Source organism: Pseudomonas sp. PGPPP4 (assembly GCF_002256045.1).
GTDB lineage: Bacteria > Pseudomonadota > Gammaproteobacteria > Pseudomonadales > Pseudomonadaceae > Chryseomonas > Chryseomonas oryzihabitans.
Map to the genome: position 1 here is coordinate 154,042 of NZ_NKID01000002.1, position 23,361 is coordinate 177,402.

18 protein-coding genes are annotated in these 23,361 nt (G+C 66.5%); all 18 read right to left on the reverse strand.

Annotated features, from left to right (window positions below; genetic code table 11):
• Window positions 1-15: 15 nt before the first annotated feature.
• The 18 genes from cobA to nuoC all read right to left on the reverse strand — a co-directional run bounded on the left by cobA (window position 16) and on the right by nuoC (window position 23,319).
• Window positions 16-762, reverse strand: coding sequence for a uroporphyrinogen-III C-methyltransferase (cobA, locus tag CFE50_RS03545; RefSeq protein WP_286731238.1), 747 nt, complete (start codon window positions 760-762; stop codon window positions 16-18).
• A gap of 241 nt (window positions 763-1,003) precedes the next feature.
• Window positions 1,004-1,804, reverse strand: coding sequence for an ABC transporter ATP-binding protein (locus CFE50_RS03550; RefSeq protein WP_286731241.1), 801 nt, complete (start codon window positions 1,802-1,804; stop codon window positions 1,004-1,006).
• 12 nt (window positions 1,805-1,816) lie between these two features.
• A complete protein-coding gene (gene ntrB / locus CFE50_RS03555) occupies window positions 1,817-2,662 on the reverse strand; it encodes a nitrate ABC transporter permease (protein WP_286731244.1) in 846 nt (281 codons plus the stop codon).
• Window positions 2,663-2,691: 29 nt separating this feature from the next.
• Window positions 2,692-4,017, reverse strand: coding sequence for a CmpA/NrtA family ABC transporter substrate-binding protein (locus CFE50_RS03560; protein WP_286731247.1), 1,326 nt, complete (start codon window positions 4,015-4,017; stop codon window positions 2,692-2,694).
• A gap of 289 nt (window positions 4,018-4,306) precedes the next feature.
• Window positions 4,307-5,551 carry a nitrate regulatory protein gene (locus tag CFE50_RS03565; RefSeq protein WP_286731250.1) on the reverse strand — a complete coding sequence of 415 codons (1,245 nt, stop codon included), beginning with the start codon at window positions 5,549-5,551 and terminating at the stop codon, window positions 4,307-4,309.
• Window positions 5,552-5,614: 63 nt separating this feature from the next.
• Window positions 5,615-7,285, reverse strand: coding sequence for a bifunctional protein-serine/threonine kinase/phosphatase (locus tag CFE50_RS03570; protein WP_286731252.1), 1,671 nt, complete (start codon window positions 7,283-7,285; stop codon window positions 5,615-5,617).
• Window positions 7,286-7,358: 73 nt separating this feature from the next.
• Window positions 7,359-9,392 (reverse strand): M13 family metallopeptidase, encoded by a 2,034-nt coding sequence (locus CFE50_RS03575; protein ID WP_286731253.1) that lies wholly within the window; start codon window positions 9,390-9,392, stop codon window positions 7,359-7,361.
• A 150-nt stretch (window positions 9,393-9,542) separates the two neighbouring features.
• Window positions 9,543-10,994, reverse strand: coding sequence for an NADH-quinone oxidoreductase subunit NuoN (nuoN, locus tag CFE50_RS03580; RefSeq protein ID WP_027599801.1), 1,452 nt, complete (start codon window positions 10,992-10,994; stop codon window positions 9,543-9,545).
• 7 nt (window positions 10,995-11,001) lie between these two features.
• Entirely contained in the window at window positions 11,002-12,534 is a 1,533-nt protein-coding gene (nuoM, locus tag CFE50_RS03585; protein WP_007158896.1) for an NADH-quinone oxidoreductase subunit M, read from the reverse strand.
• A 27-nt stretch (window positions 12,535-12,561) separates the two neighbouring features.
• Complete coding sequence (gene nuoL / locus CFE50_RS03590) at window positions 12,562-14,409, reverse strand: NADH-quinone oxidoreductase subunit L (protein WP_027601933.1); 1,848 nt, start codon at window positions 14,407-14,409, stop codon at window positions 12,562-12,564.
• Window positions 14,406-14,714 carry an NADH-quinone oxidoreductase subunit NuoK gene (gene nuoK, locus CFE50_RS03595; protein WP_007158894.1) on the reverse strand — a complete coding sequence of 103 codons (309 nt, stop codon included), beginning with the start codon at window positions 14,712-14,714 and terminating at the stop codon, window positions 14,406-14,408. Before nuoK ends, nuoL begins: the two co-directional genes overlap by 4 nt.
• A gap of 25 nt (window positions 14,715-14,739) precedes the next feature.
• Window positions 14,740-15,252 carry an NADH-quinone oxidoreductase subunit J gene (gene nuoJ, locus CFE50_RS03600; RefSeq protein WP_027599799.1) on the reverse strand — a complete coding sequence of 171 codons (513 nt, stop codon included), beginning with the start codon at window positions 15,250-15,252 and terminating at the stop codon, window positions 14,740-14,742.
• Window positions 15,253-15,261: 9 nt separating this feature from the next.
• Window positions 15,262-15,810 (reverse strand): NADH-quinone oxidoreductase subunit NuoI, encoded by a 549-nt coding sequence (nuoI, locus tag CFE50_RS03605; RefSeq protein WP_007158892.1) that lies wholly within the window; start codon window positions 15,808-15,810, stop codon window positions 15,262-15,264.
• A 10-nt stretch (window positions 15,811-15,820) separates the two neighbouring features.
• Window positions 15,821-16,831 (reverse strand): NADH-quinone oxidoreductase subunit NuoH, encoded by a 1,011-nt coding sequence (gene nuoH / locus CFE50_RS03610; protein ID WP_286731268.1) that lies wholly within the window; start codon window positions 16,829-16,831, stop codon window positions 15,821-15,823.
• Window positions 16,828-19,545 carry an NADH-quinone oxidoreductase subunit NuoG gene (nuoG, locus tag CFE50_RS03615; RefSeq protein WP_286731270.1) on the reverse strand — a complete coding sequence of 906 codons (2,718 nt, stop codon included), beginning with the start codon at window positions 19,543-19,545 and terminating at the stop codon, window positions 16,828-16,830. The genes nuoH and nuoG overlap by 4 nt, the downstream gene beginning before the upstream one ends.
• Window positions 19,546-19,685: 140 nt before the next feature.
• Window positions 19,686-21,035 (reverse strand): NADH-quinone oxidoreductase subunit NuoF, encoded by a 1,350-nt coding sequence (gene nuoF, locus CFE50_RS03620; RefSeq protein WP_058790402.1) that lies wholly within the window; start codon window positions 21,033-21,035, stop codon window positions 19,686-19,688.
• A complete protein-coding gene (nuoE, locus tag CFE50_RS03625) occupies window positions 21,032-21,532 on the reverse strand; it encodes an NADH-quinone oxidoreductase subunit NuoE (protein WP_007158888.1) in 501 nt (166 codons plus the stop codon). Before nuoE ends, nuoF begins: the two co-directional genes overlap by 4 nt.
• Before the next feature lie 2 nt (window positions 21,533-21,534).
• Window positions 21,535-23,319, reverse strand: coding sequence for an NADH-quinone oxidoreductase subunit C/D (nuoC, locus tag CFE50_RS03630; RefSeq protein WP_017642311.1), 1,785 nt, complete (start codon window positions 23,317-23,319; stop codon window positions 21,535-21,537).
• Between the last annotated feature and the right edge of the window lie 42 nt (window positions 23,320-23,361).

Below are 23,361 nucleotides of genomic sequence, written 5' to 3' on the forward strand. Positions count from 1 at the left end.
TCCGGAGTTCGCCGCTCAGGCCTGGGCGGCGAAGCTCAGGGCCTGTTGCAGGGCGGCCTGGCCGACCACCTCGCCGATCACCAGGATCGCCGGACTGCGCAGCTGGAAGAGGGCGGCGTCCACCTGCAGATCCTGCAGGGTCGAGCGGCACTCGCGCTGGCTGGGCAGGGAGGCGTTCTCGATCATGGCCACCGGGGTGGTCAGGCCCAGACCGCCGTCCAGCAGGCCCTGCTGGATCTCGGCCAGGCGCGCCACGCCCATGTAGACCACCAGGGTGGTGCCGGTGGCGGCCAGGGCCGGCCAGTTGGGCGCGCTGTCGTCTTGGGTGTGGGCGGTGACCAAGGTCACGCCCCGGGCCACGCCTCTCAGGGTCAGGGAAATGCCGCAGGCGGTGGCGCCAGCCAGGCCGGCGGTGATGCCGTTGACGATCTCGCTGCTGACGCCACGGGCGGCTAGCCATTCGGCTTCCTCGCCGGCGCGACCGAAGATGCAGGGATCGCCGCCCTTGAGCCGGGCCACGCAACGGCCCTGGCGGGCATAGCGCAGCATCAGTCGATGGATGAAGGCCTGGGGCGTGGAGCGGCAACCGCCGCGCTTGCCGACGCGGATCACCCGGGCGTTCGGGCAGTGTTCGAGCACCGCCGGATTGACCAGGTCATCGATCATCACCACCTCGGCCTCGCCCAGGGCGCGCACAGCCTTGAGGGTCAGCAATTCGGGATCGCCGGGGCCGGCACCGATCAACCAGACTTTCCCGCTCATGTAGTGACCTCTCGTATCCAGGGTGGCGACTGTAACGCAAAAAAAAGGCGTCCCGCTGCAAGCAGCTGGGACGCCTTTGTCCGGAGGGTCTTTCCTCGCCGTTGAAGAAAGACCTATGTTGTCTGAGGATTTGCAGGCTTCGTGCCAGTTGCCCCAGCGAGACAAACCCTGGGTTTGTGCGCCCGGGAGACCGCAAAATCGCCCCGTTTCGAGGCGTGTTGCCTTGAAACGGTGCGAATCGTCAGGCTACGGCACCAGGGTGGCTGTGCTTCTCGTAGAGGAAGCTCAGCACCGCGTGGCGATAGCCGTTGTAGCGGGGATCGTCGACCAGGGTGATGCGATCGCGTGGCCGCGGCAGGTCGATGGTGAGGATCTCGCCGATGGTGGCTGCCGGGCCGTTGGTCATCATGACGATGCGATCCGAGAGCAGCACCGCCTCGTCCACGTCGTGGGTGATCATCATCACGGTGTTGCGCAATTCGCTCTGGATGCGCATCACCTCATCCTGCAGATGCGCCCGGGTGAGGGCGTCCAGGGCGCCGAAGGGCTCGTCCAGCAAGAGCACCTTGGGCTCCATGGCCAGGGCCCGGGCGATGCCGACCCGCTGCTTCATGCCACCGGAAATCTCGCTGGGTCTTTTGTGCAGGGCATGGCTCATGTTGACCATTTCCAGGTTGTGCAGCGTCCAGGTATGGCGCTCGGCCTTGCTCTTGGCGCCCCGGAACACCTTGTCCACCGCCAGGGCGACGTTCTCGTAGACCGTCAGCCAGGGCAGCAGCGAGTGGTTCTGGAACACCAGGCTGCGCTCCGGACCAGGACCGCGGACCTCGCGGTTCTCCAGCAGGATGGAGCCGGAAGTGGGTTCGATCAGGCCGGCGACGATGTTGAGCACCGTCGACTTGCCGCAGCCGGAGTGGCCGATGATGGAGATGTACTCGCCGCGTTCGATCTTGAGATTGACGTCGCGCAGCACCGTGGAGGTCAGGCCGTTGCGGGTGAAGCTCTTGTCGACGTGCTCGATGCTCAGGTAGGGCTGGGCCATGGTGGGAGTCCTCTAGTTCGCGGTGCCGCGGGTGACCAGCCGGCCGATGAGGGCCACCAGCCGGTCGAGCAGGAAGCCGATGACGCCGACGTAGACCAGCGCCAGGATGATGTCGCTGATGCGCGAGGCGTTCCAGGCATCCCAGATGAAGAAGCCGATGCCCACGCCACCGATCAGCATCTCGGCGGCGATGATGGCCAGCCACGACAGGCCCACGCCGATGCGCAGGCCGGAGAAGATGTAGGGCGCGGCGGCCGGCAGCATGATCTTCTGGAAGTATTCCCAGCCATTCAGGCGCAGGACGCGCGCCACGTTGCGGTAGTCCTCGGGGATGTTGCGGATGCCCACCGAGGTATTGATGATGATCGGCCAGATGGCGGTGATGAAGATGACGAACAGCGCCGAGGGGTGGCTGTCCTTGAAGCCGGCCAGGGACAGCGGCAGCCAGGCCAGCGGCGGCACGGTGCGCAGGACCTGGAACAGTGGATCGAGGCCGCGCATGGCCCAGGCCGACTGGCCCACCAGCACGCCCAGGGCGATACCCACCACGGCGGCCATCAGGTAGCCGTAGGCGACGCGTTCGAGGCTGGCCAGCAGTTGCCAGGCCATGCCCACGTCATTGCCGCCGTTGTCGTAGAAGGGCTGGGTGATCAGCTCCCAGGTGTCGTTGACCACCTGGCTCGGCGGCGGCAGGGCCGCGCCGGGGCGACTGCACAGCAGTTGCCAGACGATCAGCAGCAGGGCGCCCACCACTAGCGGTGGCAGGCCATTGCGCAGCACCTGCTGGCCGAAGCGACGCAGATGGGTTTGCGGACGAAAGGTCGCGAGGGCCTTGGGTGGCCGGGTGTGGGCGTTCATCGGCGGCACTCCTTGAGGGATGGTGGACGTCAGGCCTTGAGCGTCAGGCTGGCGAGATAGGCCTTGGGATCGGCGGGGTCGAACACCTTGCCGTCGAAGAAGCTTTCCTTGCCGCGCGAGTTGCTGGCGGGAATGTCGCCGGCCGTGACACCAATGGCCGCCGCCGCTTCGCGCCAGAGATCGGCGCGGTTGACCTTGGCGATCAGGCCCTGGGCATCCAGGTCGCCGGGTAGATAGCCCCAGCGCTGGTTCTCGGTGATGAACCAGAGGTCGTGGCTCTGGTAGGGGAAGGAGGCGTGCTCGTTCCAGAACTTCATCAGGTGCGGACTGTTCTGCACCACCCGGCCGGTGCCGTAGTCGAAGGTGCCCTGCAGGCGGCCGACCACGTCCTCGGCGGGTGCGCCGATCCAGCGCCGCTTGGCGCAGATCTCGGCGACCTTCGGCTTGTTCGCCGCCACGTCGCAGTATTGCTGGGCCTCCAGCACCGCCTTGAGCAGCGCCACGGTGGCCTTGGGATTGGCCTGGACATAGTCGCCGCGCAGGGCCAGGGCCTTCTCGGGGTGATTGGCCCAGAGCTCGCCGGTGGTCAGGGCGCTGTAGCCGATGTTCTGCTTGATCAGTTGGGCGTTCCAGGGCTCGCCGACGCAGAAGGTGTCCATGTTGCCGACCTTCATGTTGGCGACCATCTGCGCCGGGGGCACCACCAGGGTGGTGATGTCCCTGTTCGGGTCGATACCGTTGGCCGCCAGCCAGTAGCGAATCCACAGATCATGGGTGCCGCCCGGGAAGGTCATGGCGGCCGAAGTCTTCTTGCCAGCGGCCTGGCGCGCGGCCAGGGCGGTCTTGAAGCCGCTGGCGTCGAGGCCGACCTGCTGCTCCTTGTAGTCGTTGGACAGCGAGATGCCCTGGCCGTCGACGTTCAGCCGCGCCAGCAGCGCCATGGGCAGTGGCTGGCCGTTGGGGGTGATCTTGCCGGAGGCCAGCTGATAGACCATGGGGGTGAGGATGTGGGCGCCGTCGATGCCATTGGCCGCCGAGCCCAGCACCAGGTTGTCGCGGGTGGTGCCCCAGGAGGATTGCTTGAGCACCTCCACCTCGGTCATGCCGTGCTTGGCGAACAGCCCCAGCTCGTCGGCGACGAACAGCGGTGCGGCATCGGTGAGGGCGATGAAGCCCAGTTTGGCCTTGGTCGTCTCCACGGCATCGCTGCCGGAGGCCCAGGCGGCGGACCTCAGCCCGGGTGGCAGCAGCGTGAGCGCGGCGCCAGCGCCCAGTACGCCGAGCGACTGCTTGAGGAAACTGCGGCGGGGGAGTCCGCGACCGGCCTGGTCATCGTTACGCGAGCTGTCGTCCATCGTCCTTCCTTATTTCGCGGGCACAAAAAAAGGCATCCACTCTCGGCAGGCTTGGGCTGCGAGCGTGGACACCTTCGTCCGGGGATTGCTGTGGGAGCGCCAGGCGCTCGCCAGGACTTTTGCAGGGACTGTGCCAAGCCCGGAATCCCGGGCGATCCAGGACTTTTGCGGGTCTTGGGCGCACAGTCAGGGGGCGTTTCTCTGCCGGGGTGCGCCCTGGCGGCGCATGGAGGTGCCGAACGGGCCCGGGCAGCACGATGGCCAATACCGATCGATGAATAGCGCCGACCTAGGGCTCCTGGCCGAGTAGCTGCCGGACCAGTTCGGGCAGCGGTCGGCCACTGCGCATCGCCAGTCGCTGCAGATGCTGGTGGGCGTCCGCCTCCGGCAGTTGCAGCTGCTGCATGAGCTGCTGCTTGGCGCGCTCCAGCAGCTTGCGCTCGACCAGGGAGCGGCGGGTTTCCTGCAGCTCCGCCTCCACCTCGTGCAGGCGGCGGGTCTGCTCGTGCAGCAATTCTAGGATGCCGGGCTGACCTTCGCCTGGCCGGGCTTCACCCAGCGGATTGGCGGTCAGGCTGAACAGCAGTGGCGTGCTCGGCTCGCGGTCGAGCTCGGCCAGGCGGCGGGACAGCTTGCGATGGCTGTCCAGGTCCGCCTGGGCCTGGGCGATGCTCTTCGCACAGCGCGCGCGGAGTTCCAGGACCAGGTGCTGGGCGACCTCCTGCATGGCGTCCAGGCGGCGGGTATTGAGTTCGAACCAGAGTTCGGCCAGCGCCGGTTCCACCTGGGCACGCGCCGAGGTGCGCTGGGCGACGCCGCGCAGTCGTTCGATCTGCTGCCGCGAGGCGCACTCCTGCACCCCGTGCCAGAGGACCAGGGCCTGGGGATCGGCATGGTCGAGGAAACCGGCGAAGCAACGGGCCTGGCCACTGTCCAGGTCGTCGAGACGAGCCAGCAGCACGGCATCGAAATGACCTTGGGCGAAGCCGACCACGCCGGTCGCCCGGGCCTGGCCCGCCAGTTCCTTGCCCTGCATGAAGTTGAACAGCGCCACCAGGGCCCGGCTGAGACCCGGGTCGCTCGCCGTGTCGGCCGCCTCGAAGATGACCGCCAGCAAGCCGCCGATCAGGTGCGAGAAGGCCGCGGTGGCCTCTTCCATACCCAGGCGCCGGTCGAGCACGCCGCGCCTCAGACCCGGCAGGCCATCGAGCAGATGCAGGACACAGGCGATACGATTGAGCAGGCGCGGGCGATCCTGGGCCAGGCTGGCGTCGAAGGTGTCCAGGCCTTCGCGCAGGCGCTTCTCGCTGCAGCGCGTCGTCGCCGAATGCCGTTCCAGGGCGCTGCGATAGCGATCGCTGCCCGTCCCCAGCAGGATATTGCTGAAGCCGCGCTCGCGCTGCAGGTCATGCACCAGCGCGCTGGCGCCCTCCACCAGTTCGCAGGTCAGGGCAAGACCCTCCAGTTGCTGCAGTTCGCAACGGCGGGCCGCCAGCATGAAACGCAGGGCAGGGGGCATCTGGCGATCGGACATGGGGCGAGACTCGAACAGGAGGCTGGCCACTGGCCTGCAAAAGCTGCTCCAGACCGGGACGCCTCAGTGGCGATAGAGCCACAACAGCACGAGCACCAGGTTGGCCAGAAGTGACAGGGTGGCGACCACCTGCCAGGTGCGCAGCGGATCGCGGTGCAGCAGCGGCAGGGCGCGGACCGCCGGTTGCCGCTCGCCCTGCTCCAGCAGCAGCAGGGCTTCTTCCGCGGTTTCGAAGCGCTCGGCGGGGTCGACCGCCACGGCCCGCTGCAGCCAGTCGTCGAGCCAGGCCGGTACATCCGGGCGCCGGCGCAGGACGCTGGCCGGCGTGCCGAAGCGAGGGCGCTGGAAGGGTTCCACCTCGCCGTAGGGATAGCCACCAGTCAGCAGCTGATAGAGGGTCACCCCGGCCGCATAGAGATCCTGGGCGGGACTCGGTTCGGCACCTTCGAAGGATTCCGGCGCCCGGTAGCTGGGGGTGCCCGGGCTGTCCTGCAGATCCTGGGACAGTTGCGGACAGTAGGCCAGGCCGAAGTCCAGCAGGCGCAATTCACCATCCTGGCCACGGTGCAGATTGTCCGGCTTGATGTCGCGGTGAAGGATGTTGCGTCTGTGCAACTGGCCGAGCGCACGCAACAGGCGCGAGGCGACGTCCAGCCAGTCGGCCAGGGCCAGGGGCCCGTCGCTGGTCAGCTGTTGCGCCAGGGTGCGCCCCGGATATTCGCGCTGCACGAAATAGAGATGGGCGCGCCGTGGCAGCGGATGCACCTCGACGAAGGCGCGGCCGGCGACGCGCCGCAGGAACCACTCCTCCATGAGCAGGGCATGACCGGCCAGGGTGTCGAATTGCAGCGCCGCGGGGAGGGTCTTGAGCAGCCAGGGGCGGCCACCCTCGTCGGTGACCCGGTAGAGCAGCGATTGCCGCGACTCGGCCAGGCGCTCCACCACCGTCCAGCCTTCGAAGGCTTGGCCGGGCTTCAGGGCGGGCAGCGGCGGCCAGGTGTCGGCATTGGCCAGGGTATCGGCCAGGGAGATGTCCGGCAGGCGATCGACCCGCACCAGCAGGGCGCTGGCATTGTCCTGGCCGCCGGCATGCAGGGCGCCAGCCACCAGCGCCTGGGCGGTCGCGTCCAGATCGCTGACGCCGTCGACGAGGATGCGCCTCATGCTGTCTTCGCCCAGCGCGGCCCAGACCCCATCGCTCACCAGCAGCAGGGTTTCGCCGGCTTCCAGTTCGCCTTCGCGAAAATCCACCACCAGGTGGTTTTCCAGCCCCAGGGCGCGGGTCAGCACATGCTGCATGCCGGCCTGCTGCCAGACGTGGTCGACGGTGAGACAGGTCAGCCGTTCGCCGTGCCAGCGATAGGCGCGGCAATCGCCGACATGGGCCAGGGTGTAGCGCCGGCCGCGGATCACCAGGGCGGTGAGGGTGGTCAGCAGTGGCTGGCCATTGCCGGCGGCCTGCAGCCAGCGATTCTGCGCCAGCAGCAGTCGTTCCAGCGCCTGGGCCACCGGCCAGGTTTCCGGAGTGGAGTAGTAGTCCTGGGCCAGGGCCTGAAGGGTGGCGCGCGCCGCCAGGCCACCATCCGGACAGCCGCTGACGCCATCGGCGAGGGCGAACAGATGCCCCTTGGTCGCCGCCAGCGCCGGGCTGGGCTGGACACTGCGCAAGGCGTCCTGGTTTTCCTTGCGCGGACCGGTCGCGGTGGCTTCGGCGAAGGTGAGTTCTAGGGGCATGGACGGGGCGCCAGAGGAGAGAGAAGGCGAGCGATGCAAAAGCGATACCCGCTCGACCGACGCCCCTGGTTCGTCACCAGATTTCCACGCGCTGCTCGTCCGGCCGGACCATGGCATCGCCTGCCTTGCAGCTGAAGGCCTGGGCGAAGGCTGGCATGTTGGATGGCGCGCCGATGGCACGGAATCTCATGGGCGCATGGGGATCGGTGTTGAGGAACAGGCGCGCCTGCTCTTCACGGATCGAGCCGCGCCAGACCCGCGCCCAGTTGAGGAAGAAGCGCTGGTCCTGGGTATAGCCGTCGATCTTCCGGGCAGCCTCTTCCGGCTTCTTCGCCAGGGCCAGTTGCAGGGCGTCATAGGCGGCATTGATGCCGCCGAGGTCGCCGATATTCTCGCCCAGGGTGAGCTTGCCGTTGACGTGCAGCTCCGGATGGTCCGGCAGCGGCCGATAACCGTCGAATTGCTGCACCAGCTTGCCGGTGCGGGCCTCGAAGGCCTTGCGGTCGGCCGGGGTCCACCAGTCGACCTGGTTGCCGGCACCGTCGAATTTGCTGCCCTGGTCGTCGAAGCCATGGCTGGCCTCGTGGCCGATCACCGCGCCGATGCCGCCGTAGTTGATGGCGTCGTCGCCGTCCGGATAGAAGAAGGGCGGCTGCAGGATGGCCGCGGGGAAGTTGATGGTGTTGTCGGTGGGGCTGTAGTAGGCGTTGACCGTCTGCGGATACATGCCCCATTCCTTGCGGTCGGTGGGCTTGCCGATCTTGTCCAGGTCATGCCGGTAGTTGAAGCGCGAGGCGGCTTCCAGGTTGGCATAGAATCCCTGGGGCTGGAGGGTCAGGCCGCTCCAGTCACGCCAGCGTTCCGGATAGCCGATCTTGGGTAGGAAGCTGTCCCACTTGGCCAGCGCCTTCTGCTTGGTCTCGGGGCTCATCCAGTCGAGCTGCTCGATGCGCGCCTTGAGCGCCAGCATCACGTTGTCCACCAGTTCCTGGGCGCGGGCCTTGGCCTGGGGCGAGAAATGCTCCTGCACATAGAGCTGGCCGAGACCTTCGCCCATGGCGCCGTTGACCGCGCGCAGCACCCGCTTCCAGCGCTCGCTCTGCTGCTGCTGGCCGCTCAGGGTCTTCTGGTTGAACTCGAAGCTCTCCTGCTGGAAGGGTCGGGACAGCAGCGGCGCGGCGTCGTCGATCACATGGGCACGCAGATAGGCCTGCCACTGCTCGACGGGGGTCTCCGCCAGCATCCGGTCGAATTCGGCGAAGAAGCCCGGCTGGGACAGCGAAAAGCCCTGCTGGCCGGTGACGCCCTGGCTGGCGAAGAACGCCTGCCAGTCGAAGTGCGGGGTCACCTTGTTGGCCTCGGCGAAGCTCAGGTAGTGATACTGGTTCTCCGGATTGCGCAGCTCCACCGGCTTGACCGAGGCGCGCGCCAGGCGACTTTCGAAGGCCAGCACCAGTTCGGCCTGGGCGGCGGCCTGGGCCTTGGGTACGCCGGTCAGGACCAGCAGCCGGGCGATGTGGCCCAGATAGGCCTGGCGCAACTTGGCGTAGTCGGCTTCGGTGTAGTAATCGGGGGTCGGCAGGCCCAGACCGCCCTGGTAGGCATAGGCGATCTGCTGCTTGGCATTCTGGTAGTCGGCGCCGGAGCCAAAGGAGAATACCTGCATGTCGCCGCGGGCGAAGCTCTGTTGCAGGTACTTCACGACATCGGCCGTGGTGCGCAATCCGTCGATGGCCGCCAGTTGCGCCTGGATCGGCCGATAGCCGGCGCGCTCGATGGCGGCCTCGTCCATGCCCGAGCGATACAGCCAGCCGATCTTCTGTTCCACCGAGCCCGCTGCCGCCCGATCGGCCGTGCGGGCCGCCCGCTGCAGGATGGCGTGCTGGTCGTTGAGCGATTTCTCCCCCAGGGCCATGAAGGAACCCCAGCGCGACTTGTCCGGCGGGATCGGATTGGCGGCGACCCACTTCTGGTTGACGAAGGTGTCGAGGTCGCTGCAGGCGGTGGCGAGGTCACCCAGTTCGGTGACGTCGAAGACAGGGGCGGCTAAGGCCTGGCCGCCGAGCAGCAGGCCGATGGCGAGGGTGAGGGGTTTCAACGCAGGCATGGGAGAAAAGGGTCTCCAGGAAAGGACAGGAAAAGCAGGGTAGGGCGCCGAGGGTAGCGGTCGGGGCGCGACCCTGCCAAGGGCGGGTCTCTTGCGGACCCCAGAAACGACGATCCCCGCCGAAGCGGGGATCGTGGGCGACGTCCTGGATCAGAACACCGTCAGCTGCGCCAGTTGCAGCAGCGGCTGCGGATAGACGCCGAGGACGAAGGTCGCGATGGAAATGGCGATCAGCATCACGCCACCGGCGCGCTGACCCCAGTTCATCGGCGCATCGTGGCGCTGCAGGCCCTGCTCGGTCAGGTACAGGGTGACCATCACGCGCAGGTAATAGAACAGGCCGATGGCGCTGCCCAGCACGATGGCCGCGGTCTGCCACCACATGCCCGCTTCCACGCCCACGGTGATGACGTAGAACTTGCCGATGAAACCGGCGGTGAGCGGGATGCCGGCCAGGGACAGCATCATCACCGTCAGCGCCGCGGTCAGGTACGGGCGGCGCCAGAACAGGCCGCGGTACTCGAACAGGGCATCGGCGTCACGCTGGCCGTTGCTCGGGCTGGACATCAGGGTGATCACGCCGAACGCGCCCAGGCTGGTGAAGACATAGGTCACCAGGTAGACCGCCACGGCTTCCATCGACAGGCCTTCGCCCGAGGCCACAGCCACCAGCAGGTAGCCGAAGTGGGAGATGGAGGAGTAACCCAGCAGACGCTTGAGGTTGCTCTGCATCAGCGCCAGCAGGTTGCCCACCAGCATGGAGGCGATGGCGATGAAGGCGATGGCATCGTGCAGCCAGCCGTCCTCGGTAGCCATGGGCATGGTCTGGAATACCCGTACCAGCACGGCGAACACGGCGACCTTGCTGGCGGTGGCCAGGAAGGCGCCGACCGGCGCCGGGGCGCCTTCGTAGACGTCCGGGGTCCAGAGGTGGAAGGGCACCAGGGACAGCTTGAAGCCGAGACCGACGATCAGCATGCCGAGGCCGATTTCCATCAGCAGGCCGGTGCTGGCCGGGGCGTCCATCTGCATGCCGATGTCGGCGAAGTTGAGGCTGCCGGACTGGGCATAGAGCAGGGCCATGCCGAACAGCAGGATGGCCGAACCGGCGGCGGACAGCACCAGGTACTTCATGCCGGCTTCCAGGGAGCGGCGATTGAAGTAGCTGTAGGCCACCAGGCCGTAGACCGGTACCGACAGCAGTTCCAGGCCGATGAACAGACCGGCGACGTTCTGCGCCGCCACCAGCACCAGACCGCCGGTGGCGGAGATCAGCAGCAGCAGGTACAGCTCTTCGCGATTGCCCGGATAGCCTTCCATGTAGGCATGCGACAGGGTCATGCAGGCCAGGGTGGCGATCAGGATCAGCGCCATGTAGAAGCAGGTGAAGCCGTCGATGCGCAGCAACGGGGTGACGTCGATGGCGCCGACGCCAAGGGCCGGGATGCAGGACAGCAGGGCCAGGTTGAGACCGATCACGCCCAGGGTCGGGATGATGGTGTGATCCCGCCGCCAGGCGATGCCCAGCATCACCACCACGGCGGTGAAGCCGGTGATGATGATCGGCAGGAGGGCGATGAAGTGTTCGTAGGTAAAGGTCATGGCGCTCTTACCGGGCGGAAACGAGAGAGGAGAAGGCTTCGCCGAGCCACTGCTGGACACCGGCCATGCTCGCGGCCGAGGTATCCAGCACCGGCTGCGGATAGACGCCGAGCAGCACCAGCAGCACGCCAAGCAACAGCAGCATCGACAGTTCCCGTGCGTTCAGACCCGGCAGGGCGCCTTCGGCCTTGGCCGGACCGAAGTAGGCGCGGTGGATCATGATCAGCGAGTAGACCGAGGCGAACACCAGGCCGAAGGTGGCGATGACGGTGATCATCGGCACCACCGGGAAGGCGCCCAGCAGGATCAGGAATTCGCCGACGAAGTTGCCGGTACCCGGCAGACCCAGAGAAGCCGAGGCGAAGAACAGACTCAGGGCCGGCAGGTAGGGCACCCGCGCCCAGAGCCCGCCCATCTGGCGCATGTCACGGGTGTGCATGCGCTCATAGAGCTGGCCGCAGAGGATGAACAGGCCGGCGGCGGAGAGGCCGTGGGCGATCATCTGGACCACCACGCCCTGCAGCGCCTGGGGGCTGCCGGAGTAGATGCCGATCAGCACGAAGCCCATGTGCGAGACGCTGGAGTAGGCCACCAGGCGCTTGATGTCGGTCTGGGCGAACGACAGGATGGCGCCGTAGAAGATGCCGATGATGCCCAGCCACATGGCGATCGGCGCGAATTCCGCCGAGGCGTTGGGGAATAGCGGAATGGCGAAGCGCAGCAGGCCGTAGGCGGCGGTCTTGAGCAGGATGCCGGCGAGGTCGACGGAACCGGCGGTCGGCGCCTGGGCGTGGGCATCCGGCAGCCAGGAGTGCACCGGCACCACCGGCAGCTTCACCGCGAAGGCGATGAAGAAGCCCAGCATCAGCAGGTATTCCAGCTTGGGATCCAGTTGCAGCTGCAGCAGGTCTTCGTAGTCGAAGGTCAGGACGCCGGTCGCACCGTAGTTCACCAGCACCAGGGCGATGATCGCCACCAGCATGATCAGACCGCTGGCCTGGGTGAAGATGAAGAACTTGGTGGCGGCGGTGATGCGGCTCTTCTTGCCGTCCGCGGAGCTATGGCCCCACAGCGCGATCAGGAAGTACATCGGCACCAGCATCATTTCCCAGAAGAAGAAGAACAGGAACAGGTCCAGCGCCAGGAACACCCCCACCACGCCGCCGATGATCCACAGCAGGTTGAGGTGGAAGAAGCCGACGTGGCGCTGCACTTCGCGCCAGGAGCAGGTCACCGCCAGCACACCGAGCAGGCCGGTGAGCAGGATCATCAGCAGCGACAGGCCGTCGAGACCGAAGTGCAGGCTGATGCCGAAGCGCGGAATCCAGTTCATCTGGAATTCCGCGGTCCAGGCGGTTTCGGCGCCAGGGGCCGGAGCCAGGCTGTAGTCGCCGTGGGCCCACAGCCACAGGCCGAGCACCAGCTCCAGCAGCATGGTGAACAGAGCGATCCAGCGGGGCACCAGCGGGCCGGTCTTTTCCGTGAGGAAGCAGAGCAGGCCGCCGATGAAGGGGATCAGGATTAGCCAGGGCAGAAGCATGACGTGTACTTATCCTTAGTCAGGGGGTCAGGCCAGCAGCAGCGCGCCGAGCAGCAGCACGGCGCCTCCCACGATGGAAGCCGCGTACCAGCGCAGACGGCCGTTCTCGGTGATGCTCAGTGCCAGGTTGCCACCGCGCGCCAGCATCGGGATCAGGCCGATGGCCTGGTCGATGGGATCGCGGCGCAGCAGGCGGGCCAGCAGCAGGTACGGCTTGACGAAGATCAGGTCGTACAGCCAGTCGAAGCCCCAGGCGTGATACCACCAGGTCCCGAAGAAGCGACCCGGTGCGCTCTTGGCCAGGCCGTTCACGAAGGAACGCTTGCCGAGGAAGAGCAGGGCGGCTAGCAGGATACCGGCGATGGCGATGGCCCCCGAGGTGATCTCCAGCGAGTGCTTGGCTTCGCCACCGGCATGGCCGATGGATTCCGGCAGCACGCCGGCCAGCGGCGGCACGATCATCGCGCCGACGAAGGTCGAGAGCACCAGCAGCACCGCCAGCGGCAGGTTGTGGGCGATGCCGTGGCCGGCATGGGCCTCGGTGTGCGCCGGGCCGTGGAAGGTGATGAAGATCAGGCGGAAGGTGTAGATCGAGGTCAGGAAGGCACCGGCCAGGCCTGCATAGAGCAGGTAGGTATGACCGCTGGCCATGGCTTCCCAGAGGATCTCGTCCTTGGAGTAGAAGCCGGCGGTGACCAGCGGCAGCGCCGCCAGGGCCGAACCACCCACCACGAAGCTGGCGTAGGCCAGGGGGATCTTCTTCCACAGGCCGCCCATCTTGAAGATGTTCTGCTCGTGGTGGCAGGCCAGGATCACCGAACCCGAGGCGAGGAACAGCAGCGCCTTGAAGAAGGCGTGGATCATCAGGTGGAAGATCGCCGGTTGCCAGGCGCCGACACCCAGGGCCAGGAACATGTAGCCGATCTGGCTCATGGTCGAATAGGCCAGGATGCGCTTGATGTCGGTCTGCACCAGGGCGGCGAAACCGGCCAGCACCAGGGTCACGGCACCGACGATGCCGACCAGGTGCAGGATCTCCGGTGCCAGCAGGAACAGGCCATGGGTCCGGGCGATCAGGTAGACGCCCGCGGTCACCATGGTCGCCGCGTGGATCAGGGCGGAGACCGGAGTGGGACCGGCCATGGCGTCCGCCAGCCAGGTCTGCAGCGGCAGCTGGGCCGACTTGCCGACGGCGCCGCCGAGCAGGGCCAGGGTGGCCAGCACGATCAGCGGATCGCCGCTGGCGAAGACGTCGGGCGCCTTCTGCAGCAGCTCCTGGATGTCCAGGGTGCCCAGGGTCATGAACAGGATGAACAGACCGAAGGCCATGAAGACGTCGCCGACACGGGTGACGATGAAGGCCTTCAGCGCCGCGTTGCCGTTGGCGCGCTCGCTGTAGTAGAAGCCGATCAGCAGATAGCTGCACAGGCCCACGCCTTCCCAACCGAAGTACAGCAGCAGCAGGTTGTCGCCGAGAACCAGCAGCAACATGCTGAAGATGAACAGGTTGGTGTAGGCGAAGAAGCGCGAGTAGCCCTCTTCACCGCGCATGTACCAAGAGGCGAACAGGTGGATCAGGAAGCCGACGCCGGTAACCACGCCGAGCATGGTCAGCGACAGGCCGTCCAGGTAGAGCGCCATGTTGGGCGCGAAGCCCTCCACGTTCATCCACTGCCAGAGGACGAGGGTCAGGTGACCGTCGGCGGGCGGCGCGACGTGGAAGTTCCAGCCGACCCAGGCGGCGACCAGCGCAGCCAGGCCCACCGAACCCACGCCGATCAGCGCGGAGAGATTCTCCGACAGCCGACCGCGGGAAAAGGCCAGCAGGAAGTAGCCGACCAGGGGAAAGGCGAAGGTGAGGGGTAGCAGGTTCATCCGTGCATCTCGCTGGCGGCATCGACGTCGAGGGTGTGGAAGCGGCGATAGAGCTGCAGCAGGATCGCCAGGCCGATACTGGCCTCGGCGGCGGCCAGGCTCAGCACCAGGATGAACATCACCTGGCCATCGGGAGCGCCCCAACGGCTACCCGCGACCACGAAGGCCAGGGCGGCGGCGTTCATCATGATTTCCAGACTCATGAGCACGAAGAGGATGTTGCGGCGGACCATCAGGCCCACCAGGCCAAGGGCGAACAGGGCGCCGGCGAGGGCCAGGCCGTGTTCCAGAGGTATGGCGTTCATTGGCTGTTCTCCAGTCCTTGGCGACTCACTCGCCGATCCCGTCTTTGACGTCGCTGCGACCCAGGTGGTAGGCCGCGACCAGGGCACCCAGCAACAGCATGGAAGCCAGTTCGACCGCCAGCAGATAGGGTCCGAACAGGCTGATGCCCACGGCCTTGGCTTCCACCGAGGTATGGCCGATGGCGGCGCCGCCCGGGGTGCGCGACAGCACCACCAGCAATTCCACCAGCAGCGCACCGGCGAGGATCGACGGACCGATCCAGACCTTGGGGGTCAGCCACTTGCGCTCCTGCTCGGCGACGACCGGCCCGAGGTTGAGCATCATCACCACGAAGACGAACAGCACCATGATGGCGCCGGCGTAGACGATGATCTCCAGGGCCCCGGCGAAGGGTGCGCCCAGGGCGAAGAACACCATGGACACGGCCAGCAGCGAGATGATCAGGTACAGCAGCGCATGCACCGGATTGGTGTTGGTGATCACCCGGAAGGTGGCCAGGACGGCCACCCCAGCGGAGAAATAGAAGGCGAATTCCACGACAGCTCCTTAGGGCAGCAGGCTCTTCACGTTGATCGGCTCTGCCTCGCTCTGCGCGGCACCCTTGGGCTTGCCCGCGATGGCCATGCCGGCCACGCGGTAGAAGTTGTATTCCGGATACTTGCCCGGACCCGAGATCAGCAGGTCCTGCTTCTCGTACACCAGCTCCTGGCGCTTGAACTCGGACATCTCGAAGTCCGGGGTCAGCTGGATGGCGGTGGTGGGGCAGGCCTCCTCGCACATGCCGCAGAAGATGCAGCGCGAGAAGTTGATGCGGAAGAACTCGGGGTACCAGCGACCGTCTTCGGCCTCGGTCTTCTGCAGCGAGATGCAGCCGACCGGGCAGGCCACGGCGCACAGGTTGCACGCCACGCAGCGCTCCTGGCCGTCGGGGTCACGGGTGAGCACGATGCGGCCGCGGTAGCGCGGCGGCAGGTACACGGGTTCCTCGGGGTATTGCAGGGTGTCGCGCTTGCGGAAGGCGTGGCCGAAGACCATCACCACGCTGCGCAACTGGGTGTAGGTGCCATGCAGGACGTGCAGGATTTCCTTGATCATGACGGATACCTCACTGGCCGATGGCCGGCGTGGCGCTGTAGAGCACCACCGCGCCGGTCACCAGCAGGTTGATCAGGGTCAGGGGCAGGCAGAACTTCCAGCTGAAGGCCATTACCTGGTCGTAGCGCGGACGCGGAATGGACGCGCGCAACAGGATGAAGATCATGATGAAGAAGGCGGTCTTCAGGGCGAACCAGACAAAGGACAGCCAGGGCAGGGTATCCAGGAAGGGACCGTGCCAGCCGCCAAAGAACAGGGTCACCAGCAGCGCCGAGATCAGCACGATGCCGATGTACTCACCGACGAAGAACATGCCCCACTTCATGCCCGCGTATTCGATGTGGTAACCGTCGGCGAGCTCCTGCTCGGCCTCCGGCTGATCGAAGGGGTGACGGTGGGTGACGGCGATGCCGGCGATGAAGAAGGTGCAGAAGCCGAAGAACTGGGGAATGATGAACCACCAGCCCTGGTGCTGCGCCTCGACGATGTCCCTCATGTTGAAGGAGCCGGTCACCGCGACGATGCCCATTACCGACAGACCCATGAACACCTCGTAGGAGAGGGTCTGGGCCGCGGCGCGCATGGCGCCCAGCAGCGAGAACTTGTTGTTGCTCGCCCAGCCGGCGAAGAGCACCGCATAGACGTTGACGCCGGCCATGGCGAAGAAGAACAACAGGCCGATGTTCAGGTCCGCCACGCCCCAGGTGGGGGTGATCGGGATGACCGAGAAGGCCACCAGCAGCGAGCCCATGGCGATCACCGGTGCCAGGGCGAAGATCATCTTGTCGGCGAACGGGGGCGTCCAGTCCTCCTTGAAGAACATCTTCAGCATGTCGGCGCCCAGCTGGAAGGCGCCGAAGGGACCGACCCGGTTGGGACCGTGGCGGTCCTGCCAGAGACCCAGCAGGCGCCGTTCGACGAAGCTCAGCAGCGCCCCGCAGATGACCACCGCCAGCAGGATGACGATGGCCTTGAGGACGCCGATCACCACGGCGATGAGGGTGGGGGTGAGCCAGGTCATGCCGCGGCCTCCTGCAGTCCTTCCACGCTGAGGCCGGCGAAGTCCACCGGAATCCCTTCGAAGCCGGCGGGCAGACCGACCAGGCCGGCGGACAGCTCGGGCTTGATCTGCAGCGGCAGGCGCAATTCCTGACCGGCGACCTGCAGGCGCAGCAGGGCCCCTTCGTTGACGCCCAGGCGGTCGGCATCGGCCTTGGCCAGCGCCACGTAGGCGGCCGGGATGCGCTCACGCACCGGCTCGGCGCGCGAAGAGGTCTCTTCGCTCCCGAACAGGTGGTACAGCGGCACGGCCTGGAAGCCGGACGCGGTACCGCGGACGGCGGCGGCCGGGACGGCGAACCAGTTCAGGCGATCGCCCTGGGTCTCGATCAGGCGCACGCCCGGATCGCCGGCGCGCAGGTGACCACCGACCTCGTCCTGGAACTTGTTCCAGGCCTGGGGCGAGTTCCAGCCCGGGGACCAGGCGAAGGGGATCTGCTGACGCGGCTCGGCACTGCCGGCATAGCCTTCCATGGAGAAGGCGAAGGCGGTGTCGGCGTCCTGGGGGGCGCGCGGCTCGTGCACGCTGAGGTTGGCGCGCATGGAGGTGCGGCCGCTGTAGCGGTGCGGTTCGCGGGCGAGCTTGAGGCCCTTCACCCGGAAGCTGGCGTTGGGCGCGGCGTCGCGGATGCCGTCCAGTTGCGGCGCGGCAGTGGCCACGGCGTCGGTGACATGATCCAGCTGGGTCCAGTCCACCGGACGGTTGTCCAGGGTGTTGCGCAGGGCGTGGAGCCAGCGCCAGCCTTCGCGGACCAGGCTGGAGGGATCGTAGTAGCTCGGCTCATAGACCTGGAAGAAGCGCTGGGCGCGACCTTCCTGGCTGACGAGGGTACCGTCGCCTTCGGCGAAGCTCGCTGCCGGCAGCACCAGATCGGCACGCTGGGCGGTGGCGGTGCGCTGGTGATCCAGCACCACCAGCACCTGAGCGCGGGCCAGGGCCTGATCCACCTGCTGGGCAGGGGCGCGGCGATAGAGGTCGTTCTCCAGCACCACCAGGGCATCGGCCTGGCCGTTTTCCAGGGCCGCGAAGGCGTCTTCGACGGACTCGCCGCCATAGAGCGCCAGACCCAGGCTGTTGGCTTCGGGCACCACCAGGCTCAGGGAGCCGGCCTTGCCCTTGGCGGCCAGAGCCTTGGCCAGGTTGGCGGCGGCTTCGATCAGCGCCGGTTCACCCAGGGAGGTACCGGACACCACCAGCGGACGTTCGGCCGCCAGCAGGGTCTCGGCCAGCAGACGCGCCTGCTCGGCGACTTCGTCGCTCAGACCGTCGACGGCCGGGGCGCTGGCGTCGATGGCATGGGCCACGGCATGGCCGAAACGGGCCAGTTCCAGCGGCGAGCCATGCAGACGGGCGTCGGCGACGTCGTCCAGGCGGGTGGCGGCGACGCTGGCGATGAACAGCGGATTGCGCTCGCTCTGGCCGATATTCTGCACGGCCGCGTTGAGCCAGGGCTGGATCTTCTGCGCCGCGGCCATGGCCTCGGGCTTGCCCTTGACGGACTGCCGCAGGGACAGCGCCAGGCGGGCCGCGGTCTGGGTCAGGTCCTCGCCGAGGACGAAGACGGCGTCGTGCTTTTCCATGGCGCGCAGGGTCGGGACGGGCAGGGGGCTGTCCTTGAGCACCTGCAGCACCAGGCGCACATTGGCCAGGTCACGGGCGCTCATGCCGCTGTAGAAGTTCTCGGCGCCGACCAGTTCGCGCAGGGCGTGGTTGCTTTCCAGGCTGGCACGCGGCGAGCCGATGCCGATCACCTTCTTGCCGCGCAGCAGCAGGGCGGCGCGATCCAGGGCGGCGTCGATGCCGGTTTCCAGGCTGCCATCTTTCAGCAGGGCCTGGCGCGGACGATCCTTGCGATTGACATAGCCATAGCCGAAGCGGCCACGGTCGCAGAGGAAATACTGGTTCACCGAACCGTTGAAGCGGTTCTCGATGCGGCGCAGTTCGCCATAGCGCTCGCCGGGGCTGATGTTGCAGCCCGACGAGCAGCCATGGCAGATGCTCGGGGCGAACTGCATGTCCCACTTGCGGTTGTAGCGCTCGGAGTGGGTCTTGTCGGTGAACACCCCGGTGGGGCAGACCTCGGTCAGGTTGCCGGAGAATTCGCTCTCCAGGGCACCGTCCTCGACGCGGCCGAAATAGACGTTGTCGTGGGCGCCATAGACGCCCAGGTCGGTACCGCCGGCGTAATCCTTGTAGTAGCGCACGCAGCGATAGCAGGCGATGCAGCGGTTCATCTCGTGAGCGACGAACGGGCCGAGGTCCTGGTTCTGGTGAGTACGCTTGGTGAAGCGATAGCGGCGCTTGTTGTGGCCGGTCATCACCGTCATGTCCTGCAGGTGGCAGTGGCCGCCTTCTTCGCAGACCGGACAGTCATGAGGATGGTTGGTCATCAGCCATTCGATGACCGAGCTGCGGAATTCCTTGGCTTCGGCGTCTTCGATGGAGATGTAGGTCTTGTCGCTGGACGGGGTCATGCAGGACATGACCAGGCGCCCGCGGGTGTCGTTCTCGTCGGCGAACTGCTTCACCGCGCACTGGCGGCAGGCGCCGACGCTGCCCAGCGCCGGGTGCCAGCAGAAATAGGGGATGTCGAGCCCCAGGGACAGGCAGGCTTCGAGGAGGTTGTCCGCCCCGTCGACCTCGTACGTCTTGCCGTCTACGTGGATAGTGGCCATAGGGTTTTCTTCTCACCCGCGCAGGGCGGGTCTGGCTAATGGGAAAACGTTCGCGCCGCCCTGGCGATCGCCAGGGGCAGCGCCGGCCGGAACGGGTCCGGCCAGAAAGCGATGGAAGCGGCCCCCGCGGCGGCCGATTCTCAGGTCACGCTCGCCGAAGCAGTCGGCCGCGGCTCGCTGGGCGCCTTGCGCACACCGGCCTCGAACTCTTCGCGGAAATACTTGATGGCACTACCCAGGGGCTCGACGGCACCCGGTGCGTGGGCACAGAAGGTCTTGCCCGGGCCGAGGAAGTTGACCAGCTGCAGCAGGGTGTCCAGATCGCCCTGCTGCCCCTCGCCCTTCTCCAGGCTGCGCAGGAGCTTGACGCTCCAGGGCAGGCCGTCGCGGCAGGGGGTGCACCAGCCACAGGATTCCCGGGCGAAGAACTCTTCCATGTTGCGCAGCAGCGAGACCATGTTGACGCTGTCGTCCACGGCCAGGGCCAGACCGGTACCCATGCGGGTGCCGACCTTGCCGATGCCGCCGGCGTACATCTGCGCCGAGAGATGCTCGGGCAGCAGGAAGCCGGTACCGGCGCCACCGGGCTGCCAGCACTTGAGCGTGAAGCCGTCGCGCATGCCGCCGGCGTAGTCCTCGAACAGCTCCTGGGCGGTGATGCCGAAGGGCAATTCCCAGACGCCGGGATTCTTCACCTTGCCGGAGAAGCCCATGAGCTTGGTGCCCATGTCTTCGCTGCCTTCGCGGGCCAGGCTCTTGTACCAGTCGACGCCGCCCGCGACGATGCCCGGCACGTTGCACAGGGTCTCGACGTTGTTGACGCAGGTCGGCTTGCCCCAGACGCCGACGGCGGCGGGGAAGGGCGGCTTGGAGCGCGGGTTGGCGCGGCGGCCTTCCAGGGAGTTGATCAGCGCGGTCTCTTCGCCACAAATGTAGCGACCGGCGCCGGTGTGGACGAACAGCTCGAAGTCGAAGCCGCTACCGAGGATGTTCTTGCCCAGCAGGCCGGCGGCCTTGGCTTCTTCCACCGCGCGCCGCAGGTTGGCGGCGGCGTCGACGTATTCGCCACGCAGGAAGATGTAGCCGCGATAGGCCTTGAGCGCCCGGGCACTGATCAGCATGCCTTCCACCAGCAGGTGCGGCAGCTGCTCCATGAGCAGGCGGTCCTTCCAGGTGTTGGGCTCCATCTCGTCCGCGTTGCACAGCAGGTAGCGGATATCGAGGGATTCGTCCTTGGGCATCAGGCCCCATTTCACGCCGGTTGGGAAGCCCGCACCGCCGCGGCCCTTGAGGCCGGAGTCCTTGACTTCCTGGACGATGGCATCGGGGGCCAGCTCGGTCAGCGCCTTGCGCGCGGCGGCGTAGCCGTCCTTCGCCTGGTATTCCTCCAGCCAGACCGGAGCGCCGTCTTCACGCAGGCGCCAGGTCAGGGGATGGGTCTCGGGGGTACGGGCGATGCTGTTGGCAGGCCCGAAGGAGGTCAGTCTCATGCGTATCCCTCCAGCAGTTTGGCCACGCCCGCGGGTTGGACATCGCCATGGGTGTCGTCGTCGATCATCAGCGCTGGGGCCTTGTCGCAATTGCCCAGGCAGCAGACCGGCAGCAGGGTGAAGCGGCTGTCGGCGGTGGTCTGGCCCAGGCCGATGCCCAGCTGGCGCTGGATCTCGCCGACCACGGATTCGTGGCCGCCGATGTAGCAGGTCATGCTGTCGCACACCCGGATGATGTGGCGGCCGACCGGTACGCGAAAGATCTGGCTATAGAAGGTGGCCACGCCCTCGACATCGCTGGCGGGAATGCCCAGCACCTCGCCGATGGCGTAGATGGCGCCGTCCGGCACCCAGCCACGTTCCTTCTGGACGATCTTCAGGGCCTCGATGGACGCCGCGCGCGGGTCCTCGTAGTGGTGCATCTCGTGCTCGATGGCCGAGCGCTCGGTTTCGCTCAGGACGAAACGGTCGGTTTGGATCAGGGTTTCGGTGCTCATGCTCAGCGGTCCACGTCGGCCATGACGAAGTCGATACTGCCCAGGTAGGCAATCAGGTCGGACACCATGCTGCCGCGGATGACGGCCGGGATCTGCTGCAGGTGCGGGAAGCTCGGCGTCCGGATGCGGGTGCGGTAGCTCATGGTGCTGCCATCGCTCGTCAGGTAGTAGCTGTTGGCGCCCTTGGTCGCCTCGATCATCTGGAAGGCTTCGCCGGCCGGCATCACCGGACCCCAGGACACTTGCAGGAAGTGGGTGATCAGGGTCTCGATGTGCTGCAGGGTGCGCTCCTTGGGCGGCGGCGTGGTCAGCGGGTGATCCGCCTTGTACGGGCCTTCGGGCATGTGCTGCAGGCACTGCTCGATGATGCGCAGGCTCTGGCGCATCTCCTCGACGCGCAGCATGCCGCGGTCATAGCAGTCGCCGTTGTGGGCGATGGGCACTTCGAATTCGAAGTTCTCGTAGCCGGAGTAGGGGCGGGCCTTGCGCAGGTCGAAGTCCAGACCGGTCGCGCGCAGGTTGGGACCGGTGACGCCCCACTCCAGGGCTTCCTTGGTGTTGTAGACGGCGACGTTCTTGGTCCGGCCGATGAGGATGCTGTTCTTCATCGCCGCCTTTTCGTACTCGTCCAGACGCTTGGGCATCCAGTCGAGGAATTCGCGGACCAGCTTGTCCCAGCCACGCGGCAGGTCATGGGCGACGCCGCCGATGCGGAACCAGGCGGGGTGCATGCGGAAGCCGGTGATGGCCTCGATCACCTTGTAGGCGCGCTGACGGTCGGTGAAGGTAAAGAACACCGGGGTCATGGCGCCGACGTCCTGGATATAGGTACCCAGGTACAGCAGGTGGCTGTTGATGCGGAAGAACTCGGCCATCATCACGCGGATGAAGTCGACCCGCGACGGCACCTTGATGCCGGCGAGCTTTTCCACCGAGAGGACATAGGGCAGGTTGTTCATCACCCCGCCCAGGTAGTCGATCCGGTCGGTGTAGGGGATGTAGCTGTGCCAGGACTGGCGCTCGGCCATCTTCTCGGCACCACGGTGGTGGTAGCCGATCTCCGGCACGCAGTCGACGATCTCTTCGCCGTCCAGCTGCAGGATGATGCGGAAGGCACCGTGGGCGGAGGGGTGGTTCGGCCCCAGGTTGAGGAACATGAAGTCGGAATTCTCCGCATGCTCCTTCATGCCCCATTCCTCGGGCTTGAATCTCAGGGTTTCCTGTTCGAGGTCCTGCTTGGCGGCATTCAGCGCATAGGGATCGAACTCGGTCGCGCGCGCCGGATAGTCCTTGCGCAGCGGATGACCCTGCCAGTTGTCGGCCATCAGCATGCGCTTGGGCAGCGGGTGGCCGTCGAAGTGGATGCCGTACATGTCCAGCACTTCCCGCTCGTACCAGTTGGCATTGGGGAAGATGCCGGTGGCGGTGGGCAGGCGCAGGTCGTTGGCGGACAGGGCCACCTTGAGCATCACATCGCTGTTACGGTCGATGGACAGCAGGTGGTAGAAAACGGTGAAGTCCGCGTTGGGCAGGCCGCGGCGGTGGGTCCGCAGCCGCTCGTCGACGCCATGCAGGTCATAGAGCATGACGTAGGGGCGGGGCAGATTGCGCAGGAAGCGCAGTACTTCGATGATTCGTTCGCGTGCCACCCAGATCACCGGCATGCCGGTACGGGTGTCTTGCAGGGTCAGGGCGTCGGCGCCGAATTGGCCCTGGAGTTCGCCAACCACCGACGCTTCGCCGGCAGGGGCGAGCGCAGAGGCGGACAGAGCGGTGTCTGCGGTCATGATGTTCCGTCGCTAATCGATCGTCGTCAGCGTGCAGGTCCC

Bases quoted from the DNA above. Each gene is read 5' to 3' on its own strand.
- CFE50_RS03560 (WP_286731247.1), bottom strand. From the start codon at position 4,017: ATGGACGACAGCTCGCGTAACGATGACCAGGCCGGTCGCGGACTCCCC.
- CFE50_RS03570 (WP_286731252.1), bottom strand. From the start codon at position 7,285: ATGCCCCTAGAACTCACCTTCGCCGAAGCCACCGCGACCGGTCCGCGC.
- nuoM (WP_007158896.1), bottom strand. From the start codon at position 12,534: ATGCTTCTGCCCTGGCTAATCCTGATCCCCTTCATCGGCGGCCTGCTC.
- nuoL (WP_027601933.1), bottom strand. From the start codon at position 14,409: ATGAACCTGCTACCCCTCACCTTCGCCTTTCCCCTGGTCGGCTACTTC.
- ntrB (WP_286731244.1), bottom strand. From the start codon at position 2,662: ATGAACGCCCACACCCGGCCACCCAAGGCCCTCGCGACCTTTCGTCCG.
- nuoC (WP_017642311.1), bottom strand. From the start codon at position 23,319: ATGACCGCAGACACCGCTCTGTCCGCCTCTGCGCTCGCCCCTGCCGGC.
- nuoF (WP_058790402.1), bottom strand. From the start codon at position 21,035: ATGAGACTGACCTCCTTCGGGCCTGCCAACAGCATCGCCCGTACCCCC.
- nuoI (WP_007158892.1), bottom strand. From the start codon at position 15,810: ATGATCAAGGAAATCCTGCACGTCCTGCATGGCACCTACACCCAGTTG.
- nuoK (WP_007158894.1), bottom strand. From the start codon at position 14,714: ATGAACGCCATACCTCTGGAACACGGCCTGGCCCTCGCCGGCGCCCTG.
- nuoE (WP_007158888.1), bottom strand. From the start codon at position 21,532: ATGAGCACCGAAACCCTGATCCAAACCGACCGTTTCGTCCTGAGCGAA.
- nuoN (WP_027599801.1), bottom strand. From the start codon at position 10,994: ATGACCTTTACCTACGAACACTTCATCGCCCTCCTGCCGATCATCATC.
- CFE50_RS03575 (WP_286731253.1), bottom strand. From the start codon at position 9,392: ATGCCTGCGTTGAAACCCCTCACCCTCGCCATCGGCCTGCTGCTCGGC.
- nuoH (WP_286731268.1), bottom strand. From the start codon at position 16,831: ATGACCTGGCTCACCCCCACCCTCATCGCCGTGGTGATCGGCGTCCTC.
- nuoG (WP_286731270.1), bottom strand. From the start codon at position 19,545: ATGGCCACTATCCACGTAGACGGCAAGACGTACGAGGTCGACGGGGCG.
- CFE50_RS03565 (WP_286731250.1), bottom strand. From the start codon at position 5,551: ATGTCCGATCGCCAGATGCCCCCTGCCCTGCGTTTCATGCTGGCGGCC.
- CFE50_RS03550 (WP_286731241.1), bottom strand. From the start codon at position 1,804: ATGGCCCAGCCCTACCTGAGCATCGAGCACGTCGACAAGAGCTTCACC.
- cobA (WP_286731238.1), bottom strand. From the start codon at position 762: ATGAGCGGGAAAGTCTGGTTGATCGGTGCCGGCCCCGGCGATCCCGAA.